This is a genomic window from Vibrio sp. 10N.261.52.A1, from assembly GCF_002876325.1.
GTDB classification, from domain to species: domain Bacteria; phylum Pseudomonadota; class Gammaproteobacteria; order Enterobacterales; family Vibrionaceae; genus Vibrio; species Vibrio chagasii.
Genome location: NZ_MCYD01000547.1, coordinates 1 through 17,314, shown reverse-complemented (window position 1 = coordinate 17,314; position 17,314 = coordinate 1). Strand labels below are relative to the sequence as shown.

Annotated in this window: 17 protein-coding genes; 13 read left to right on the top strand and 4 right to left on the bottom strand. The window is 42.9% G+C overall.

All coding sequences use genetic code 11. The features are described from left to right. Nucleotides 1–109 precede the first annotated feature (109 nt). A complete protein-coding gene (locus BCT81_RS08125; RefSeq protein ID WP_102423785.1) occupies nucleotides 110–916 on the top strand; it encodes a hypothetical protein in 807 nt (268 codons plus the stop codon). A 77-nt stretch (nucleotides 917–993) separates the two neighbouring features. Here BCT81_RS08125 and BCT81_RS08120 read toward each other — a convergent pair whose 3' ends face one another. After that, nucleotides 994–1,782 (bottom strand): hypothetical protein, encoded by a 789-nt coding sequence (locus BCT81_RS08120; protein WP_102423784.1) that lies wholly within the window; start codon nucleotides 1,780–1,782, stop codon nucleotides 994–996. A gap of 50 nt (nucleotides 1,783–1,832) precedes the next feature. Then, entirely contained in the window at nucleotides 1,833–2,183 is a 351-nt protein-coding gene (locus BCT81_RS08115; protein ID WP_133152231.1) for a hypothetical protein, read from the bottom strand. Nucleotides 2,184–2,381: 198 nt separating this feature from the next. Between BCT81_RS08115 and BCT81_RS08110 the strand changes: the two genes are divergently transcribed. The 6 genes from BCT81_RS08110 (at nucleotide 2,382) to BCT81_RS08085 (ending at nucleotide 9,189) form a co-directional block, all read left to right on the top strand. After that, nucleotides 2,382–2,891: a S26 family signal peptidase gene (locus tag BCT81_RS08110; RefSeq protein WP_086714935.1), complete on the top strand. Its 510-nt coding sequence runs from the start codon at nucleotides 2,382–2,384 to the stop codon at nucleotides 2,889–2,891. After that, nucleotides 2,878–4,458 carry a TrbC family F-type conjugative pilus assembly protein gene (locus BCT81_RS08105; RefSeq protein WP_102367684.1) on the top strand — a complete coding sequence of 527 codons (1,581 nt, stop codon included), beginning with the start codon at nucleotides 2,878–2,880 and terminating at the stop codon, nucleotides 4,456–4,458. The genes BCT81_RS08110 and BCT81_RS08105 overlap by 14 nt, the downstream gene beginning before the upstream one ends. Before the next feature lie 16 nt (nucleotides 4,459–4,474). Further along, complete coding sequence (locus BCT81_RS08100) at nucleotides 4,475–4,702, top strand: hypothetical protein (protein ID WP_081230308.1); 228 nt, start codon at nucleotides 4,475–4,477, stop codon at nucleotides 4,700–4,702. 12 nt (nucleotides 4,703–4,714) lie between these two features. Then, a complete protein-coding gene (locus tag BCT81_RS08095; protein WP_086714933.1) occupies nucleotides 4,715–5,782 on the top strand; it encodes a TraU family protein in 1,068 nt (355 codons plus the stop codon). Between the two features lie 131 nt (nucleotides 5,783–5,913). Beyond that, nucleotides 5,914–8,895, top strand: a complete 2,982-nt coding sequence (traN, locus tag BCT81_RS08090; protein ID WP_102423783.1) for a conjugal transfer protein TraN — start codon at nucleotides 5,914–5,916, stop codon at nucleotides 8,893–8,895. Between the two features lie 24 nt (nucleotides 8,896–8,919). Beyond that, complete coding sequence (locus tag BCT81_RS08085) at nucleotides 8,920–9,189, top strand: hypothetical protein (protein ID WP_102423782.1); 270 nt, start codon at nucleotides 8,920–8,922, stop codon at nucleotides 9,187–9,189. A 60-nt stretch (nucleotides 9,190–9,249) separates the two neighbouring features. On the opposite strand, the gene BCT81_RS29165 is transcribed toward BCT81_RS08085, so the two are convergent. Next, a complete protein-coding gene (locus BCT81_RS29165) occupies nucleotides 9,250–9,417 on the bottom strand; it encodes a hypothetical protein (RefSeq protein WP_154723762.1) in 168 nt (55 codons plus the stop codon). An 11-nt stretch (nucleotides 9,418–9,428) separates the two neighbouring features. After that, the gene (locus BCT81_RS08080) at nucleotides 9,429–10,433 is read right to left on the bottom strand and encodes a hypothetical protein (protein WP_102423781.1); all 1,005 of its coding nucleotides are present in this window, start codon (nucleotides 10,431–10,433) and stop codon (nucleotides 9,429–9,431) included. A 266-nt stretch (nucleotides 10,434–10,699) separates the two neighbouring features. Between BCT81_RS08080 and BCT81_RS08075 the strand changes: the two genes are divergently transcribed. The 6 genes from BCT81_RS08075 to BCT81_RS08050 all read left to right on the top strand — a co-directional run. After that, nucleotides 10,700–12,547, top strand: a complete 1,848-nt coding sequence (locus BCT81_RS08075; protein ID WP_102423780.1) for an ATP-dependent helicase — start codon at nucleotides 10,700–10,702, stop codon at nucleotides 12,545–12,547. Between the two features lie 283 nt (nucleotides 12,548–12,830). Continuing rightward, nucleotides 12,831–13,778 (top strand): single-stranded DNA-binding protein, encoded by a 948-nt coding sequence (locus tag BCT81_RS08070; RefSeq protein ID WP_102423779.1) that lies wholly within the window; start codon nucleotides 12,831–12,833, stop codon nucleotides 13,776–13,778. 235 nt (nucleotides 13,779–14,013) lie between these two features. After that, on the top strand, nucleotides 14,014–15,099 hold the full coding sequence (locus BCT81_RS08065; RefSeq protein ID WP_081230315.1) for an AAA family ATPase: 1,086 nt from the start codon (nucleotides 14,014–14,016) through the stop codon (nucleotides 15,097–15,099). Nucleotides 15,100–15,131: 32 nt separating this feature from the next. After that, on the top strand, nucleotides 15,132–15,425 hold the full coding sequence (locus tag BCT81_RS08060) for a hypothetical protein (RefSeq protein ID WP_086714903.1): 294 nt from the start codon (nucleotides 15,132–15,134) through the stop codon (nucleotides 15,423–15,425). A gap of 78 nt (nucleotides 15,426–15,503) precedes the next feature. Then, a complete protein-coding gene (locus BCT81_RS08055; protein ID WP_081230317.1) occupies nucleotides 15,504–16,538 on the top strand; it encodes a DUF3150 domain-containing protein in 1,035 nt (344 codons plus the stop codon). A 65-nt stretch (nucleotides 16,539–16,603) separates the two neighbouring features. Next, the coding region (locus BCT81_RS08050) for a hypothetical protein (RefSeq protein ID WP_198596856.1) at nucleotides 16,604–17,314 on the top strand (711 nt) is incomplete at its 3' end.

Here is a 17,314-nt window from a genome sequence, read left to right as displayed (position 1 = left end):
TGTTTAGCAAAAGAAACTTAATTAATAAGTAAAAATCGCCTCTCTATTTGAGAAAAGACGAAGACCGTCTAAATACAATGCTCTGAGTGTTATCAAAAAGGACGATACAATGAATAAATCCCGTTACCCCCTCTATGGTCTAATTGCGAGTGTCTTCATCATTGCAGGTTGTTCGAGCGAGCCGGAAAATGCTGCGTATTGTCCACCAATGAAAACTAATTATGGCGCCGTGCATGGACATGAAAATGAGAGTGAATATTTCAAGGCAGCAACACCACTGTCATTGAATGAATTCAATCGCAAGTCATACGAAGCGCCTATCATCGATGGTGAAGTTCATTTGACCGACCCTAAGCGTATATCCAGTCGATACGTATTGATGAGCCTCAATCATGGGAAGGAGTCCTTGTATGTCATCAGGCACGCCGCGATGGACTACTCAAGGTTAAGTGGGTACGACTATGCCTTCTTAGCCGAGCATAAAGACAACGCAACCGTAGTAACGAGTGGAGAAAAGGTGACAGTCATTGCGTCATCTGGACAACCAAACTCATTTCACTACATCGAAGCCCCCATTTACAAAGGAGGGTATGAAGGACGGCGCGAATGGAAAACTCAAACGTTTCCACATGGGGTGACAAATCAATTTGATGAACTGTATATCGACACGGCCATTTCCATTGATAACAAACCCTACGTTCTCGGTTTTGCTAAAACAAAGACAAGTTCAGGTGAACGAATAGGCGTTGTGCTATTTGATTTGACAACTAAAGGGTCATACAAGTACACAAGGTTGCTTGAATATAAGGGGAAGAAAGAACTACCTGGGAACGCGATGTACGTGTATCAACATGATAACGTGGTGATGGTCAGCGTGTTTGATAAAACGTTTAAGATCACCCATTCAGACTCGTGAAGGTAAGTGACCGATTGTTATTACTACTTCCGCAGAAGCTCCTGAATCGGAGCTTTTGTGCGTTTAGACAGTCGATATTATGCTTTATCTCTTATCTCCTTTCTGTTTTGTGAAATGTACATTCCACACATATTGGAAATTGAGTTCAGAACAGTATTGGAATCTATTCCCGGAAAATTTTTGCAGTAAATCTCTAGGGCCATTAATCCAATATGCATGCTTTGTGGCAGATTGACTGGTACGGCTCTGATCGGTTTGTCTTTCTGACCTACTTGAAAAAAGACTTTTGAACCTTGGTGCTCTACGCCAAAGAATTTCGATGATTTCTCACCTCCCACACCATGATTACCGAAATAAATCTTTTCGTAAAAGCCGAAACATACCCCGATGAACAATGGCAGTTCGATGTCTGTGAGTTGAATCGCGACCTTATCTTTCCAATTGAAAGACCGGTCACCTGAATTATTACTAATGGCCGCTTCTAAACGGATGGTATAGAAAATATTTTGTTCGCCATTCTCATCAACAATACCCTGTTGGCTAGACTTCAATTTTTCGTCAGGCTTCACTTCCAAAGCAGCTTTACCGCCATGAACCTTATAACTATGAGCTCGTATTTGGCGCATTGAATTCGGATCAGGTTCTTGGTTATTTGCTTTAAATGGGTTCGGCTTTAGTCCTGCATTTTGCGGGTTATTCGCTGGTGGTGTAGCTGGTGAAAACGCTTGGTTGTTTTGAGGTTGCTCGGGGTGCGCCGATCTTTGTTGATTTACAGGGACCGAATGTAGATTCGCACTTGATGGCGCATTGTTGTTTTGCGGTTTCTGAATTGGTCGATTGCTAGGTGAAAATGTTGGAGTGTTCATAAAAGTAGTCCCCGTGCGATATTTAACAGGGTTATACAACTTACAGCTGACTATTTAGCCATTGGTGAACTTTGTTCTATGTATTTTTCGATATCCGATAGCAATTGTTTTGTATGGACGCATAAGCGGTAGTAAACGGTGGGAGACTCATCAGCATAAGGGCTTAAAAACATATCTGCTGTGTATCCGGTATGATGATAGTTAGCAGCTCGTATGCCTTCAGTCAGAATGCGAAGCGGGATGACAGGGTAAGGATCGATCAGCGTTTGATTAGCTTCTAAAGATGACTGTAAAGCTAACTCAGATTGAAACAGTGCTTTGTTTAATGCGTCTTTTAAGTTGACCAGAGCCAGATGGGTTGAGGCTGAGTCAATCAACGTTAAAGGGTCTGTGTTTTTCATACCATCGTGTCTTGGTGGATCCAATTTCATATATTAGCATTTCTATATGTGTTGTAGTTATCATTCCCATAAATTTTAAACGCACAGCAAATAGATCAATTAGTCATCGATATTTGGCTGCCTATTTGGATTTTATGACTAAATAAAGTGTGAAGATTACGTATATCCAGTTTATCAATGTCTCGGTAACGGAAGCGTATGAACATTACACAGTACACATATATCAAAATATTCGGCACGCTCGTTGGATTAGTGTTGGCCGTATTGCTACTTAGTGGTCGGTATCAGATTTCATTGGTCCCAACAGCATTGGGTTGTTTACCTATCAAGGCCGCAGTCATCGACTCTAAGAATCATTTCCCCAAGCGTGGGCAACTCATGTCCTTCCTGTCGCTTAACGCTCAACCTTATTTCGCACATGGCACCAATTTCTTGAAAATAGCAGCTGGTGTTGCTGGCGATACCGTGACCTTTGACTTGGATGGAGTCACCGTGACCACCAAAGATGGGGAAGTCATTCGTTATGCGGCTGATGCTCGTCGAATGATTAATTATGCCCAAATCGACTTCGATACCCTCAATAAAACTTTCGTTGTCCCTGAAGGGCAATATTTCGCTCTTGGCACGCTACCTACCTCTTTTGATTCAAGATACTGGGGTTTAGTTGAACACTCTCAAATTATCGGAGTTGGCTATGCATTTCTCTAAGGCACACAACGTCTTGTTACTAACTTCATTCATTGCGACTTACGCGTTGGCTAACGGACAACTCACTCAAGAAGATCTGGATAATGTACAACGCAGTAACGATATCATATCCAACGCCCATGAAGTTCAAGGTACTCAAGCAGTTTTAGATGCAAGTAACCTGAACCCTAAAATGATGAAAGAATTGAAAGAAATGGCCGATCACGCCAAGTTGTTGAACAGTACCATTTCTGACCAATCGGGCTCTCTTATCGAATATCGGAAGGACGATACGCCAGATATCAATTTCAGAGCCCTTCAAGATGTTATCGATGATAACCAAACTCAGTATCAAGCCAATTCCATTGTCAATGAAGGACAACCAAAACCCTTAGCATTCGATCCCTCCACATTGACAATTGATAATCTCGATTCGATAAGCATTGAGCAGCCTAACCCTTCGTCTCCAAGTCAAAAAGTAGACAACAAATACGACGATGAAGAAGCGAACACGGTTTTTTGGATATTCGTGTCGAGTTCAATGCCTGATCACCAAATGAAAGAGGTGCTAGAGCTCGCTGCAGAGTGGGGAGGCCGTGTTGTGTTTAACGGCTTACGACCTGGCGACGTGGGCGTACCAGATATGATTAAAGGTTTGTGGCAATTAAAGGTCAAACTGGCTAATGCTCAAGATGACATACGCACGCATGCCGAGAACCCAGACAAACTTAAACGAATCAATAAAGCCGCTGTTTACATGGATCCAATGGCATTTGAGCGTTTCAACATTGAACAAGTTCCAACGATGGTTTATGAGCGCAAATTATCCGATAACACAAAACTCGTCGGGAAAGTGAAAGGTCTAATCAGCGCAAGCTACTTACAGAACGAGACGGAAAGCGCGGCAGCAAACCCTGATTATGACGGCTCCGAGGTATTCCTTGGTGAAATGGGGTCCATATTTCCTATCGCAGAAAAAAGCTTCATTGAAGAGTCAAAAAATAGAATGAGGGCCGTGGATTGGGAAACGGAACAAAAACAAGCAATAGCACGCCATTGGCATAACCGCAGTTTTCATACTCTTCCACCAGCCGTGAAAGACCGTGAGTTCGACTTTGACCCAACAGTGATAGCCACTGGTGATGTGAAAGCGGTCAATGGTCTTATTCTGGCCAAGAAAGGAGAGTTAATAAATCCCCTCAAGCCGCTTAAAAACCACGACATAGTACCTGCACATTTAACCATGTTTGTCTTTGATGCGACCGACGAACAGGAAGTGGAGTTTGTAAAGTACATGTCTCTCAATGAATCTCGCGGGAAAGTGAAACTCATATCTACACGTATCGATAAGGATAGGGGGTTTGACCATATATCTGAGTTAAATAAGAAGTTCACCTATGACGTGACCATCCTGACTAAAGAAGTCATCGACCGATTTGATTTGGAAGTGACCCCGACTCGGTTAATTAGTACCGATGAGGGTATGTTCCAGATAAATGAGTATTCGGCGCAAACAGTCACTCAGGTCAACCTACAAGTGGCTGACGGTGGCCAACCTACACCGCTCAATCAATCCAAAACAAACTAGTTAAGGAAAACACAACATGATTAAGAATCTCGTACTTATTGGTTTCGGCGTCGCTCTCGGTGTGTGGTTGGCTGATACACAACCTAATCTAGCCAACTCAGTGAGAGACATTACTGAATCAAGCATTGATGCTGCAGATCAGCTAATGAAAGATAACCCAAACTTCTCGAATTCCGTGAACAACATTAAAGAACAAGGTATTGACGCTGCTGGTGTTGTGATAGAGCAAGTGAACAAGAACTAAAGGGAGGAACATATGATTAGGTTCTTTTTGATTGGTTTGATGTCCACAATGATAAGCATGGCGAGCTTATATTCTGTGGCTGCGGATAACGACAAGGCAGGCGACTTATGTCCCGATGCCAACATCTTGAGTACAGTCATCGACGGTATGTGTTGGAGCTGTTTACTTCCAATTCGACTAGCCGGTATTGGTGGGGACGCGCCTAAAGGTGCCGCTTCGAGCAAGCCTTTTTGCATGTGTGCTGATGAGCTAGGTGTCCCTGAATGGGGTATACCGCTCGGATTCTTCCAACCATCAAGGATCGTATCTTTTTCACCAACGCCATACTGCATGCCTTCATTCGGTGTTCGTTTGGCAGACGATAATACCCGTGCTGGACAAGGCCGAACAGAAACAGCGATTGACGATACAGAAACTTCTTTTTTTCACTATAAATATTGGGTTTACCCAGTAATGCAAATGATTGAAATGTTTGCCAATGCGGATTGTACCTATGATGGGGCGACAACATTGGATTTGGCGTACTTTTCCGAAGCCGACCCGTTGTATCAAGATGATTTGTTGGCGTTCGTGATGTTTCCGGAAACCGTTATCTTTTCGAACCCAATAGCGACCTCTATCTGTACAGCCGATTGCGCTCAAATACTGGCTGGTGGAGAGGTAGTTGAAAACTATTTTTGTGCTGGGTGTTCAGGGAACCTTTACCCAATGACTGGTAATAATCAGTACAGTGACGATCCGGTACGTGGCACTTCGTTGTTAACCACGCGTTTGATGGCCACTCTACACCGACGTGGGCAAGCACAGCTGACAATGGGTAATCATATGATTCAAGACAGTTGTGAACCGAACTACGCGCCAATGTTGCCAAAAACACAATATCGTTCATCCATGCTTTACCCAGTAAGAGAGGCGAGCTCGCAACCTAAAGGTGGGGGAGGATCTTCAATTCCACTATCAACAGGTTGTTGTCATAAGCTCGGTGACAGTGTTCTTAAGTGGGGTAACGGGCGATTGGTCCCTGGTCGGGAAGCGTTCGTTTATCTTATGTATTCTTGGAATGATTGCTGCTTAAGGTAACTTTAGAGAGCCACCCTAACGGGTGGTTTTTTGTATTCGTTTAACAAAAACTCAAAATGCCCTCGCTATTTGAAATTTTTTAAGTGTTACGGGATTAACCTGATCTTGTTTTGAGAAAAAGGCAGGGCGTTATGTTTAATCGAATACTGACTCACTTTAGCTTGTTCGCGTTTCTGGTTCAGATCTTTCATGTTTCTTTTATCGGTGTGCTGTATGCATCTACCTCAACGGTCACCTACGCACAGAATATGTCACTTGATGAGATATACGGAAACTTTCAAACACCTACTTACAGCGGTGGTAATGCTACTGTAGGTGGTAACTCACTAGGCAACTCAGAATTGTTTGGGTTGGATGTTGAGCGTGTTGGATCAGAAGGGCAATTTGACGCATACCAAGCTTATCAAAATGAAAATAAACTGAGAGAGTCAGGACAAGGTGTTTCAGATAGGTTTTCGAATAACACCGTTGGTAGTGAGTCGGACTATGACGCTAAGGCTTACAACACATTAAAGCTGAATTATAACGACAATTACCAAAAACTAGAGTCCGATGACTCTATCATGGTCGATGCCGACAACATTTTTAAAGAGTTGGCCAATAACCTAGATGATGCCAATTCAGATTTTTATAGCGCTTGCACGACAGAAACAAATACGTACTCAGTAAACAGAGAGTATGTCGGGAAAGTCAAAAATGAATGCATGGAACCCGACCGTTCCAATCTAATGAAGTGTGAATTAAAAAGACACACAACCTACCCTTTGAAAAAGCGCTCTGGTAGTGGCGATGTAGAAATCGTCGATTCACATACTTTTAGACTGACCGTAGGTGACCCAACCGACAACAGTACTAATGACCATGGAATGGGCTGTTACCACAAAATCAACTTTGTTGAATTTGAGCTTGAAGAAGATGTCCGTATCAGTTCGGTAACTTTCGAGCGAGTGTGGGTGGATGATGTCATTCAATTTACACTAAATAATGAAATCGTTTATCAATATGTACCCACTAAATCGTATTGGTTTAACAATGGCAGTTGTCGTGATGGCGATTGTACTTCATACCCTGATTACGATGAAAACGGCAATTGGGTGCATCCATATGTAGACGAAACTGGCTTTCCATACCAACACACTAACTGTGAATTCAGCTCCAGCCGAGTGTTTACTACAAATACCAACATAACAAGCCAATTTGAAGCTGCTCGTGCTTCTAATCGCGGAATCGTTAAATTCAAAATGCGTTTGGGTGTCGGCGGTGGAGGGGAAGGTAAAGCCACCATTCTCGTCCGTACTGTGGACCCAATTGACCCTAAAGAATTCATTGAGCAATCTCCAGTTGGTTGTGCTGCGGAACTCGGTTGGATTCAAGACCCTTCGACGTGTGATGTGTTTGGTAGCGAAGGCGATCATATATACATCAACCCAGACTGTAGTAATCCACTGAATCAGAGTGGTGGACAACAAGGCATGATGTGTAGCTACGGAGGGTGGGAATGTGTGGAATCCGAAGCCGCGCATATCGATGATTATGATCAGTTCCTAATTGGTTTGCCTATTAACGTGCCTCGTCCGGGTCAAACGAGCGATGGTAAAGCGTGTTTAAAGGCCAATGCTGTCAACTACGAATGTAATCCTTTACCGGACCAACAGATTTGTGGTCAACCATACTGGCCAGAAAGCAATGAGAGGGTTTGCACTTCTTTCACTGAATTTAACGCCAATATTCCGGATCGCTGTGAGCCTTACAGAAATAATGCCGACTGTGCGTTAATTGAACAAAACCCAGCCTTTGTTGACCCTATAACGGGGCGAGCTTACGTCCAAGAGTCAGTCTACGAATGTAACACTTATACAAACGGAAACTATTCGTACACGATGGAGGAAGACATTTGCACGGGTGAAATGCAGTGTGTGGGTGGAGATTGCCGTTATTCAGAGCTTGAAATGAATGATGACTTTGCGGAAGCAATGGCGACGTTCAAGATGCTGGAAGACATTAAATCGAATATGGAATGTGAAAATCCAGATGATGTCTCCACCTGTAAAGTCTTCAATGGTGAAGTGTCATATTGCGGTATCGAGCAGACAGGGCTTGGTTTTAACTGCTGCACACTATCCGCAGGACAAACCAATATCTTCGATTACATCAAAGGCGTCTATCATCACTATGCGATGGAACAATCACTGGCTGGATTGGCAAGCTCTGGTGCCGGATTCGGTTCCTGGGCATCTAGTTACCCAACTCCTGTTACCAATACCGTAACTTATGTGACCGATGCTGTGAGCGCTGGTTGGGATTTTGCTGTACGTAACATCACGGGTGAAGTCGGGGAGGCCGCAGCTGAGGCCGCAACAGAGAGTTTGCTCGATGAAATTAAAGGTGAATTGATGAAAAAGGTCGCAGACCTGCTGCCTGATGCAATCCGAGATGCGATCTTTGATACTGTGACGGAGGGAACCGGTTCGACAGCTACTACTACAGTGTCACTCAACCCAGCTGTCTCTGGCGCATTTGCAACTATTATGGCCGTTTATGCTGCCTATCAACTAATTAAGTTGGGTGCAATGATGATTTCGGAATGTGACGACCTTGAAATGGGCATGGGTATGAAGCTCGACCAACAACAATGCATATATGCCTCAACAAGTTGTTATAAAGACACTCCATTTGGCTGTCTCATAAAGCGTAAGCACTATTGCTGCTACCCGAGTCCATTGGGGCGTATCATCATGGAACAAGCGGCACCTCAACTGAATATCAGCCTCGATCCGAGAAATGGACAATGTTCAGGCATGACACTTGAACAAGTCAGCGAGTTGGATTGGGACACTATTGATTTAACCGAATGGGAAAACTTGATCATGGCCTCTGGTTTAGCCGTTGAACATGACGATTTAAATATCGATACCCTGTCGAGCCAAGCTTGGATGCCAAACAATGATGATGCAATGAACCCTGTCGACCTTAACCAAGCACGTTTCGAGTCAACTGACGCCGACGCGAACTTGAAAGAAACACATGATGCAGCAACACCTGGTAACTTGGATTGCTCGGTATACCCTAGACCACCAGTGTGTGACTCACCATTATCGATTTTGGACGATTAGAGTTATTTAACAAGGATAAATGGAATGAATGAACTGACTGAATTACAAGCTGGTTTAGCAATATTACAAGCTCATTGTACGAGGGGAAAAGTTATTGTTGAGGCAAACACAAGGGGAGTTGGAATCAACGTTACCTTACGTGCGCCAAAGAATGAGCAATCAGGTTTACTGGATAAGCTGCGGTCAGTCGCACCATTTAAAGGCAAAGAACAGCTAATTTCTCTGTGGGTCGATGACCTTAAATTCTATGAGTGCCGCTTGGAGAAATATATGGTTTATATCTCAGACACGTAACTTACTTCAGTACATCAAAAAGGGCTTACAATGTAAGCCCTTTTAATTCCGATAGAGTATTTAGCCGTCTGACTCTAATTGCTCAACACGACTGATCTCGTCGTCGCACGAGATAGCGGTTATTTCGACATCTTCATACTTCGAATCCGCGCAGAACGCTTGTGTCAACTTTTTGGGTAGGGACGCCCCCTCTTGAAACTTGAAAACCACTGTCATGAACTGTTCCATATTCGGCCTCCTTACTGCGTAGAAACTTTCGTATGCGAGTTTTTGTCTTTAGCTCGCTCAAGAATCTCAGTGACCGTCGAGTGATATTCTGCCAAACTTTGACTGAATTGCTGTCCATCAACCGGCTTAACGAAATAGTACACCGTGTCATTGTTACGCACTGCATTGATGTTAGGAATGTACTGAGAATCAGCGATATATTCCTTCATCGGTAAACTCATAAAAGTAGCGGTCGGGAGCTTAATAGAAGGGCTGGTGGATAAGCCATTGGCATTTACAAAGCCTGTTGTTTCAGCGTCGCTGTATTGCATGTGTGCTATCAGGCTACTGTAATAAGTAAATCTGACCGCGATGACATTTGTATCTGGGATCTGCTTTTTAAGGTCAGCATCGAACACGTCTGTACTGAAAGGTTCCGAAATAGACCGTACACCGACTCTCGTCCCTAAGAAGGCAGTGTCCACTCCTCTGAAATATATCGCTGCGTGGGAGTCCACGTTTGAATCAAGTGGATACCCTTCAACACAAAGGCTTTCACCACCATTGTATCTTTCATCGTAAAACTTCGAATCTGGCGACAATGGTTTTTTGCTAAAGGATTGAAGTGTGTCGAATGAGGGAACCATTACCGCATCCATTTTAGACATGACAACCTTACACATTTCATACTCGTCTAAGCCACTATAAGTATCAGCATCCAAGTACATAACTAGGTTTCTTCGATCCCAACCGTACTTTTGATCCGCTAGGATGGCCAATCCGAAACCCGTTGCCATAGAGCCCAATGGTAACCCTAATAACGTAGACCCCACATAGCCACCGATCCCCACATCCGAAATTGCACCTTTAGGTAAGGTTTGGTCTTCGATGATCGTTCCACTTCCTGCTGAACGGGTAACTTGGAGCGCGATACTTGATGTGCCTAACTCCGGTACTTCGTATTTTGCACTATTGGACGCACATGCATTCAAGAGTAAAGCGGCGGTAATGACTGATGCTGTTTTGAATAGGTCCATAATTCTGTCTTCCTTAGCCAAGTGAAACTGTATGAGTATTTATTAAATCTACTTACATTTATACATCATGAGCAGAAAAATACACAAAACCAGCCAATGAAAACGGGGGGGAAATGGGGGGAAGCTTCGGATTATTTTCAAAATTAGTGACGGATGTCGAAACGATGTAACAAAGTGAATTTCCTTCGTTAATTGAACTTTGTAGCTAAATAATCTCCTACTCTGATGTACATATTCAAATCCATGAAGCAGTACGAGTCACGTATATGTTAAATCCAGATCAACATCTTTGCGTTAATGCGGAAGGCCATATTATGGTTGTTGCATTGCCCGGTTCAGGTAAAACTGAGGTGTCAGTGCGTTATGCTGAACGGGTGCTTACCGATTCCGAGCTACACGCAATTGCCATGCTGACGTTCACAGATGCAGCGGCAACCAACTTAAAACGTAGGCTTAAGTCGACAATGCCAAGAAGTCAGACTCTTCGTGTATTTCCAAGCACTTTTCATTCTATGGCTGTGCAGCTTTGGCGTCAGACGAACTCATATAAAACGATTGTTATGGGTGGACACTTAAACATCTATATTGAGCGAGCGATGCGTGCTTGTCATGTGGCGATGAGTTATGAGGAAGCAGAGAAAACGATAAGTACGATCGGACAGTATTTAACTATACCTCGCTCAGAATTCTCATCTATCAAACTGAAACTTTTTGCAGCTTATGAAAGCATCATGCGAAAAGAGGGCAAAGTCGACCTAAATCAGATATCTCGCGACGTTATCCATGGTCTGCGAGATGGAACAATTCGACCACTGTCAGAAACTTTAGGCGTTACTCACATATGTGCTGATGAGTTTCAGGATTCCGACGATCTCCAATATATGTTTCTTTACGAGCACGCTAAACGAGGTTGTTGCATCATGGTTGTTGGAGACGATGACCAATCAATCTATGCCTTTCGAAATGCAAGAGGGGTCGATAACTTCCGTAACATGCAAGCTGATCTAAACGCGAAAGCCTACAGCTTAAAAATTTGTTATCGATGTCCACCAGCAATACTGAATGTGGCCAACAACCTGATTCAACACAATGTAGAACGAATTCCAAAAGAATTAAGGTCACACGTAGAGGAGGGCGGTGTTGTCGATTGTCATGGCTTTAAGGATGAAGACCATCAAGTTGAAAGTGTTGTTGAAGGTATCCTTGCCGATCAAGGCGGGTGGGCGGTACTGGCAAGAACCAATAAAGAAATCGATACAGTTGAGCTGGAGTTGTCCAAACATAAAGTGAAAGTTAAGCGCCTCGGCGGTAAGAGCTTCTTTGAGTCAGCCGATGTGATTTGTTATATCAAGTTGATGTGGATGCTGACACACCGTAACAGTCGGTATCTACAAGATTTCTTGGCTTACATGCATGAAGATGAGGTGATGATTGATATGGCGAAAAGTGCTAAATCAAATGGAATCGACTTTATTGGGACGGTAACCACCTTAACCCAAAGCCAATCATTGCTAATCCACACCCAATCAATTTTTGAAATGTTCATGCATGAAGGTGTCCCAAAAGAGCCAAGCAAAACGGTCAACGCCGAGTATCAACGAAAGATCATTTCAATGGTGATGGCGCAACGAAATATGAACTCTCCTGCGGCTCTTGGAGCAATGGCTGACATCCTAACCAAAACAGCTGCGTCACTTGGCAGTTTGGCTAAGGCCGCAGATCAGTTTCATGACCGGATAACCAAAATAAACGCTAAAAAGGCTGAAAAGATTGGCACAGATGAGGTAGTGATCGCTACGTTGCATGGCTCTAAAGGACTAGAGTTTCCGAAAGTTGCGATATTGAGCTGTCAAGATGAAAGAATTCCGCAACCAGATAAAGATGGTTTAGGCGAAAAGCATTGGGAGGAAGAGCGTCGCTTGTTGTATGTGGGGATAACAAGAGCTGAGAAGTACTTGCGACTGTGTTTCTTCAAAGAGCAGTTGTCATTTTTGAGAGAGGCGGTTCCAGATCGAATTGAGTTGGCCGTACAACAGCGAAATGAAGAGCCAGATTCGGCAGCTCAGGCAGAAAAACTACAACAGCTAAAAAATGAGTTTTTGAACGCTTCTTAACTCAAGGAAAAGTTAAACACTAAAAAAGCTGCGCTTAATTTACAAAAGTCTCCCGTTCTTGGGGTTTACTATAGGTGATTTACCCGAGAAATTTTTTCACTTTTTTAAAGTGATACTTTTCTCCCTTAGTTGGAGAGCTAATAGCAATTCTCCCATAGATTTATTCTATGTCCCCAGTGACTTTTTTAAGTCATAAACCTGACCCTAAAGTGGGCTATAGATATCCCACTAGGGGATTACTCTATCTATAGTTCCACGTTATTTTATTAATGAGGAATTAATTATGAAACCTTTCCGTTCAAACAATGGCCTTATCGCATTCGTAGTTACTGGTTCTCAAATTGAGAATGGCAACACGACCATCTGGGCCGATCAAGTTACCTCTTGGGTAGACGGTCAAAACCAAATGCAGTCACGTACTAACCAGATTCAACTTTTTGCCCATGGGCAATTAGAGTTTCCAGTCGGTGTTGGTTATGTGTGTAAAGTATCTCTTAAGACGTGCAAATTCACTGGTAACAATAACAGCGAACTTACGCATACTTATTATGAACTTCATAATGTGTTAGGCGAAATTGATGGCAATTCTGTTAATCAATTTGGACTACCTTCATTGTGTAACTTTACGCTTGGCGGCAATGTTGGTTCGATTGAACAGAAAAATGCAAATGGCAGTACTTGGTACAATGTTTCAATTGCATTGACTCGTTCATTTAAAGATGAGCAACAAAATTGGCAAGATGAAACCCACTGGGCTCGCCTGTCAATTTCACAAAAAACTTTTGATCAGAACTTCAAACAAGGTTTAGACAAAGGTGATTCTTTAATGGTCGAAACTGAACTCTCTACTAACGATTACACCGACAAAAACGGCAATAATGTCACTGGACATGAATTCCGCGTTAGTCGTGTTCTTGGTATGGTTAAGAAGTTCGAACTTCAAAGCTTAAAAGCTGCGAATCAAGCCCCACAAAACAATGGATCTGCGTACAACAACGCACCACAGCAAAATGCTCCTGCGTATAACAACGCACCGCAGCAAAATGCTCCACAGCAAAATGCTCCTGCGTACAATAACGCTCCACAGAATGGTCCAGCGTATAATGCACCACAGCAGAATGCTCCACAGCAGAATGCCAATAATGCACAACAACCTGACTCTACACAGCGTCAATTCCGCCCACAAGCAGGCAACGGAAATTTCCGTCAGCGTGCTTATAATCAGCAATAATTCGAGGTACGCGGATATGAATTTTTCTCACCAGAAAAATGTATCTGCAGCACGAAAAAGGCGCGCTCTGCGCCTTCTTCGAAAGGCTCAGATACTGAATAACCCCAAACTTCTTCATAAAGCAGAAATGCTACTTGAAGATGCTAATAAAGCTTTCTTTCTCAAGACAGCTTAACCCCTTAATTAACTACCCATATTAATTTAACCCCACACTTCATTCCTGGAGGAATTAACTATGTCTAATGCTAACCCTGTGACTACTGTAGACACGAATAACCAACCAACTTCTACTGTTGAAGAAATTGATTACTCAGAGATGATTACTGTTCGTATGGCCGACGTGTTCAAACCGTTTGTCCCAGCAGCAGTAACGGCAGTTATTCAGATCCCTAAACACCGTCATCCAGATGTACCTCGCGAAATCGCAGGTTATATTCCAGATGAAAAACAACTTTCCCAAGTTATATCTTGGTTTTGCTCACCTCAACGACCTAACTTCATGCATATGGTTGGTCCTACGGGCTCTGGTAAAACTGATTTCATGCTTTGGCTTTGTGCTCGCCTTAATTGGCCAACTGTGCTGGTGTCTGTTAACCCGACATTACGCCCTGAGAAGATGCAAGGCCGCTGGGTGTTGTCAAACGGTCAAACGGAATATGTTTATGGACCTATCGCTGACGCTATGAAACACGGAAAATGTGTTTTGCTTGATGAATGTGATAAAGGGTCTTTAGATTTTATTGCCAAACTTCACCTTCCTTCTGAGATGACGAAACCTTGGTCTATTGAAGACACAGGAGAAATCATCTATCCACACCAGAACTATCGTTTTGTAACGTTAGGTAATACTTCTGGAGAAGGGGACATTTCTGGTTTGTATCCATCGTCTCGACGTTGGGATACGGCTTTTCGAAATCGTTCATTCGTTGTGCCTTTTCCGTATTTACGCACGGAAGTAGAAGAGAAAGTGGTAATTGGTAAATTTCCGTTCTTACGCGACCACAAGAAGTTACTTAAGAAGTTAATCCAGTTTGCTAATGCTATGCGTGATGCAATGTTAGGTCCTAATCGAGATCGAACAACCAAATCTGGTATTGGAACGGCTTTTTCAACTCGTGTGGTTTTATCTTGGTGCTACTACATTCAAATTAATGGTGATAGAGCTCCACTGCGTGCTTCGTTTAATAATGTATTTTGGAATGGCTGCGACACTCGTGACAAAGCTGATATCGAAAAGATTATTGATCAAGTGTTCAAAGATAAGAATGGTCATATTCTCGATCAACCGTATACCTGGTTGAAAGAGCAATCAAAAAAGTAACAAGCAATGATTCAGAGTGTGATGAGGCTGATTTGCCAAGATCGGATTTAGACGGTCTAGATATCAGTACAATCAAGTTCAAAATGTATCATTGCAATGACAATGGAAGTAATAAGCTTTGGGGATATACGTGCCTTGGTGCCGACACACTGGTTGTTTACGGAGCCAAAGGCCAAAAGCTTAACTTCTATCGTAAAACCCATCAGTCTGAGTTACTAGCGCGTAACTACATCGACAAAAAAGTTAAAGAGAAAATGAAGAAGCAATATCAGTTTACACAGATTAATTGTTTCAGCAAAAACGAACTTAGGTTCGCTACTCCTTAACAAGCCTACCTAACCCCTTCAGGGACTAGATTCCCTGACCGGGATCAGTCCCTCCAATTTTTATTCCTTGGAGGAATTATGAAAGACATCAACGATACCCAAACTCTCGATATCGATACAGTAGCTCAAAATCAACTTGACCAAGTGGCTCAACAAGATGGCGAATTTGCTAATCGACTCGAAAATGGGCTTGTGATTATCGATGTAACTACTTCTGGCCGTGATGGAGAGAAAACGTTAGCGAATGCTAAAACTCTCTTAGACGAAAAGGAAGTGAATTCAAAGATTGCTCGTAAAGCCCGTATTGAGTGGTTTCCTCGTTCTGAGTTGCAGTTTAAGAACACATTGGAGACTAAGGCACGCCGCGCTATTGCAGCCCGAGGTGTCCGATATGGACGCGTTACCGCGATTCCAGTTGATGAACTTGACTCTCTACTCGTTGAACTCAAGGCAATTCAAGCTGAGTTTTATTCAGAAGTCGCTGACCGTGATAATCGCTATGACACCATAGTTGAAGAACACAAGAAAGCTAACCCTGATATGGCTGAAATTATTGAGTCTTTGAAGACCCCTAAAGATGATTTCTTTAGACGTTTTCAATTCAACGTGTTGCCGCCGATGGCCTTCAAACCTTATTTCAATGATGACCAACAGGAAGCTGTTGATTACATCGTGGAAGGGATTTTGGATAATGTCGCGGAGCAAGCTGTTGTTGTTTATGAAAAAATTATTGGTAAAAGTTCAATGATTCAGCGAACTTTCAAGCCAATAAGAGCTATTCGTGATTACGTTTACTCAATGTCATTCCAACACACTGTGTTTGACCGATTGGTTGATGAACTTGATGAAGCGTTCGATACCTTACCCAAAACTGGGAACATCGAAGGCTCAGATATGACCTACGCGGTTAAATTGGTACATAACCTTACAGAACGTGGCTCCATCTTAAATGGCATTGTGCCGGTGATGGAAGTCGCAGATGAATCTGAACCGAGAATTATTGACGCGATTAAGGACTCAGTAGTTTCTACTGATACTGACAGCGGCAATAGTACTCCTACCTATGAAGAAGTCACTGGCGAAACGTCAACAACCGGCTTCTGGTTCGGCTAACCCCACCTACCTAACCTAATGAGCTCCCTTTGGGAGCTCTATCCTATTTTTTGGAGGAACACCTTATGGCTTCAATTCAAGAAGTTCAAAACACAATGCGAGTTATTACAGATATTCATGCACGATTTGACGTAAATATCTATTTTGACCGTCGAACTTGCTACACGAATGGCAGAGATATTTACATCAATGCTGGTGACCCCTCTGATGAAGTTTGGTCACGACTCGTTGAAGCAAAAATTACTCATGAAGCTGGTGGTCATTTACGATTCAGTGACTTCTCAGTCTTCGAGAAACACCTCAAGGGTAAATCAAGCACGTTCTTATCAATCAACAATATCATTGAAGATTGTCGCGTAGAGACTGCTTGTATGAAGGAGTTTTCTGGTGCCTACTGGGTATTTCAGAAAATGACTTATGACTTGCTCGAAGAGGGTTATTTTCAGGAACCAATAATAAGTGACGGCCCCGCTGGGTTGTTATTTGCTTGGTTATTGTATTCTGGTCGTGGTATTGCAATTGAGGGCCAATCTCACCTAAAGAAACTTGGTGATGATGCTCGACATCTACTGATGAAATTAGGTACTCCAAACTCTCCAATTTTTGATGAAATTGAAAAGCGGATGATTAATTGGGGTAAATTACCTTCAACAGTGGCTGCTATAGATGAAACCATCGAGGTTATGCTTTTATTAAAGCGTCTTTCTAAAGAGCAACCGCAACCACCACAGCAACAACAATCGGCTAATCAGAATTCAGATTCAGACGATGATTCA

Excerpts from the sequence above, each read along its gene's own strand:
- BCT81_RS29165 (WP_154723762.1), bottom strand. The coding sequence starts at position 9,417 with ATGGAACAGTTCATGACAGTGGTTTTCAAGTTTCAAGAGGGGGCGTCC.
- BCT81_RS08065 (WP_081230315.1), top strand. The coding sequence starts at position 14,014 with ATGTCTAATGCTAACCCTGTGACTACTGTAGACACGAATAACCAACCA.
- BCT81_RS08075 (WP_102423780.1), top strand. The coding sequence starts at position 10,700 with ATGTTAAATCCAGATCAACATCTTTGCGTTAATGCGGAAGGCCATATT.
- BCT81_RS08110 (WP_086714935.1), top strand. The coding sequence starts at position 2,382 with ATGAACATTACACAGTACACATATATCAAAATATTCGGCACGCTCGTT.
- BCT81_RS08080 (WP_102423781.1), bottom strand. The coding sequence starts at position 10,433 with ATGGACCTATTCAAAACAGCATCAGTCATTACCGCCGCTTTACTCTTG.
- BCT81_RS08085 (WP_102423782.1), top strand. The coding sequence starts at position 8,920 with ATGAATGAACTGACTGAATTACAAGCTGGTTTAGCAATATTACAAGCT.
- BCT81_RS08100 (WP_081230308.1), top strand. The coding sequence starts at position 4,475 with ATGATTAAGAATCTCGTACTTATTGGTTTCGGCGTCGCTCTCGGTGTG.
- BCT81_RS08095 (WP_086714933.1), top strand. The coding sequence starts at position 4,715 with ATGATTAGGTTCTTTTTGATTGGTTTGATGTCCACAATGATAAGCATG.
- BCT81_RS08055 (WP_081230317.1), top strand. The coding sequence starts at position 15,504 with ATGAAAGACATCAACGATACCCAAACTCTCGATATCGATACAGTAGCT.
- BCT81_RS08120 (WP_102423784.1), bottom strand. The coding sequence starts at position 1,782 with ATGAACACTCCAACATTTTCACCTAGCAATCGACCAATTCAGAAACCG.
- BCT81_RS08070 (WP_102423779.1), top strand. The coding sequence starts at position 12,831 with ATGAAACCTTTCCGTTCAAACAATGGCCTTATCGCATTCGTAGTTACT.
- traN (WP_102423783.1), top strand. The coding sequence starts at position 5,914 with ATGTTTAATCGAATACTGACTCACTTTAGCTTGTTCGCGTTTCTGGTT.
- BCT81_RS08115 (WP_133152231.1), bottom strand. The coding sequence starts at position 2,183 with ATGAAAAACACAGACCCTTTAACGTTGATTGACTCAGCCTCAACCCAT.
- BCT81_RS08105 (WP_102367684.1), top strand. The coding sequence starts at position 2,878 with ATGCATTTCTCTAAGGCACACAACGTCTTGTTACTAACTTCATTCATT.
- BCT81_RS08125 (WP_102423785.1), top strand. The coding sequence starts at position 110 with ATGAATAAATCCCGTTACCCCCTCTATGGTCTAATTGCGAGTGTCTTC.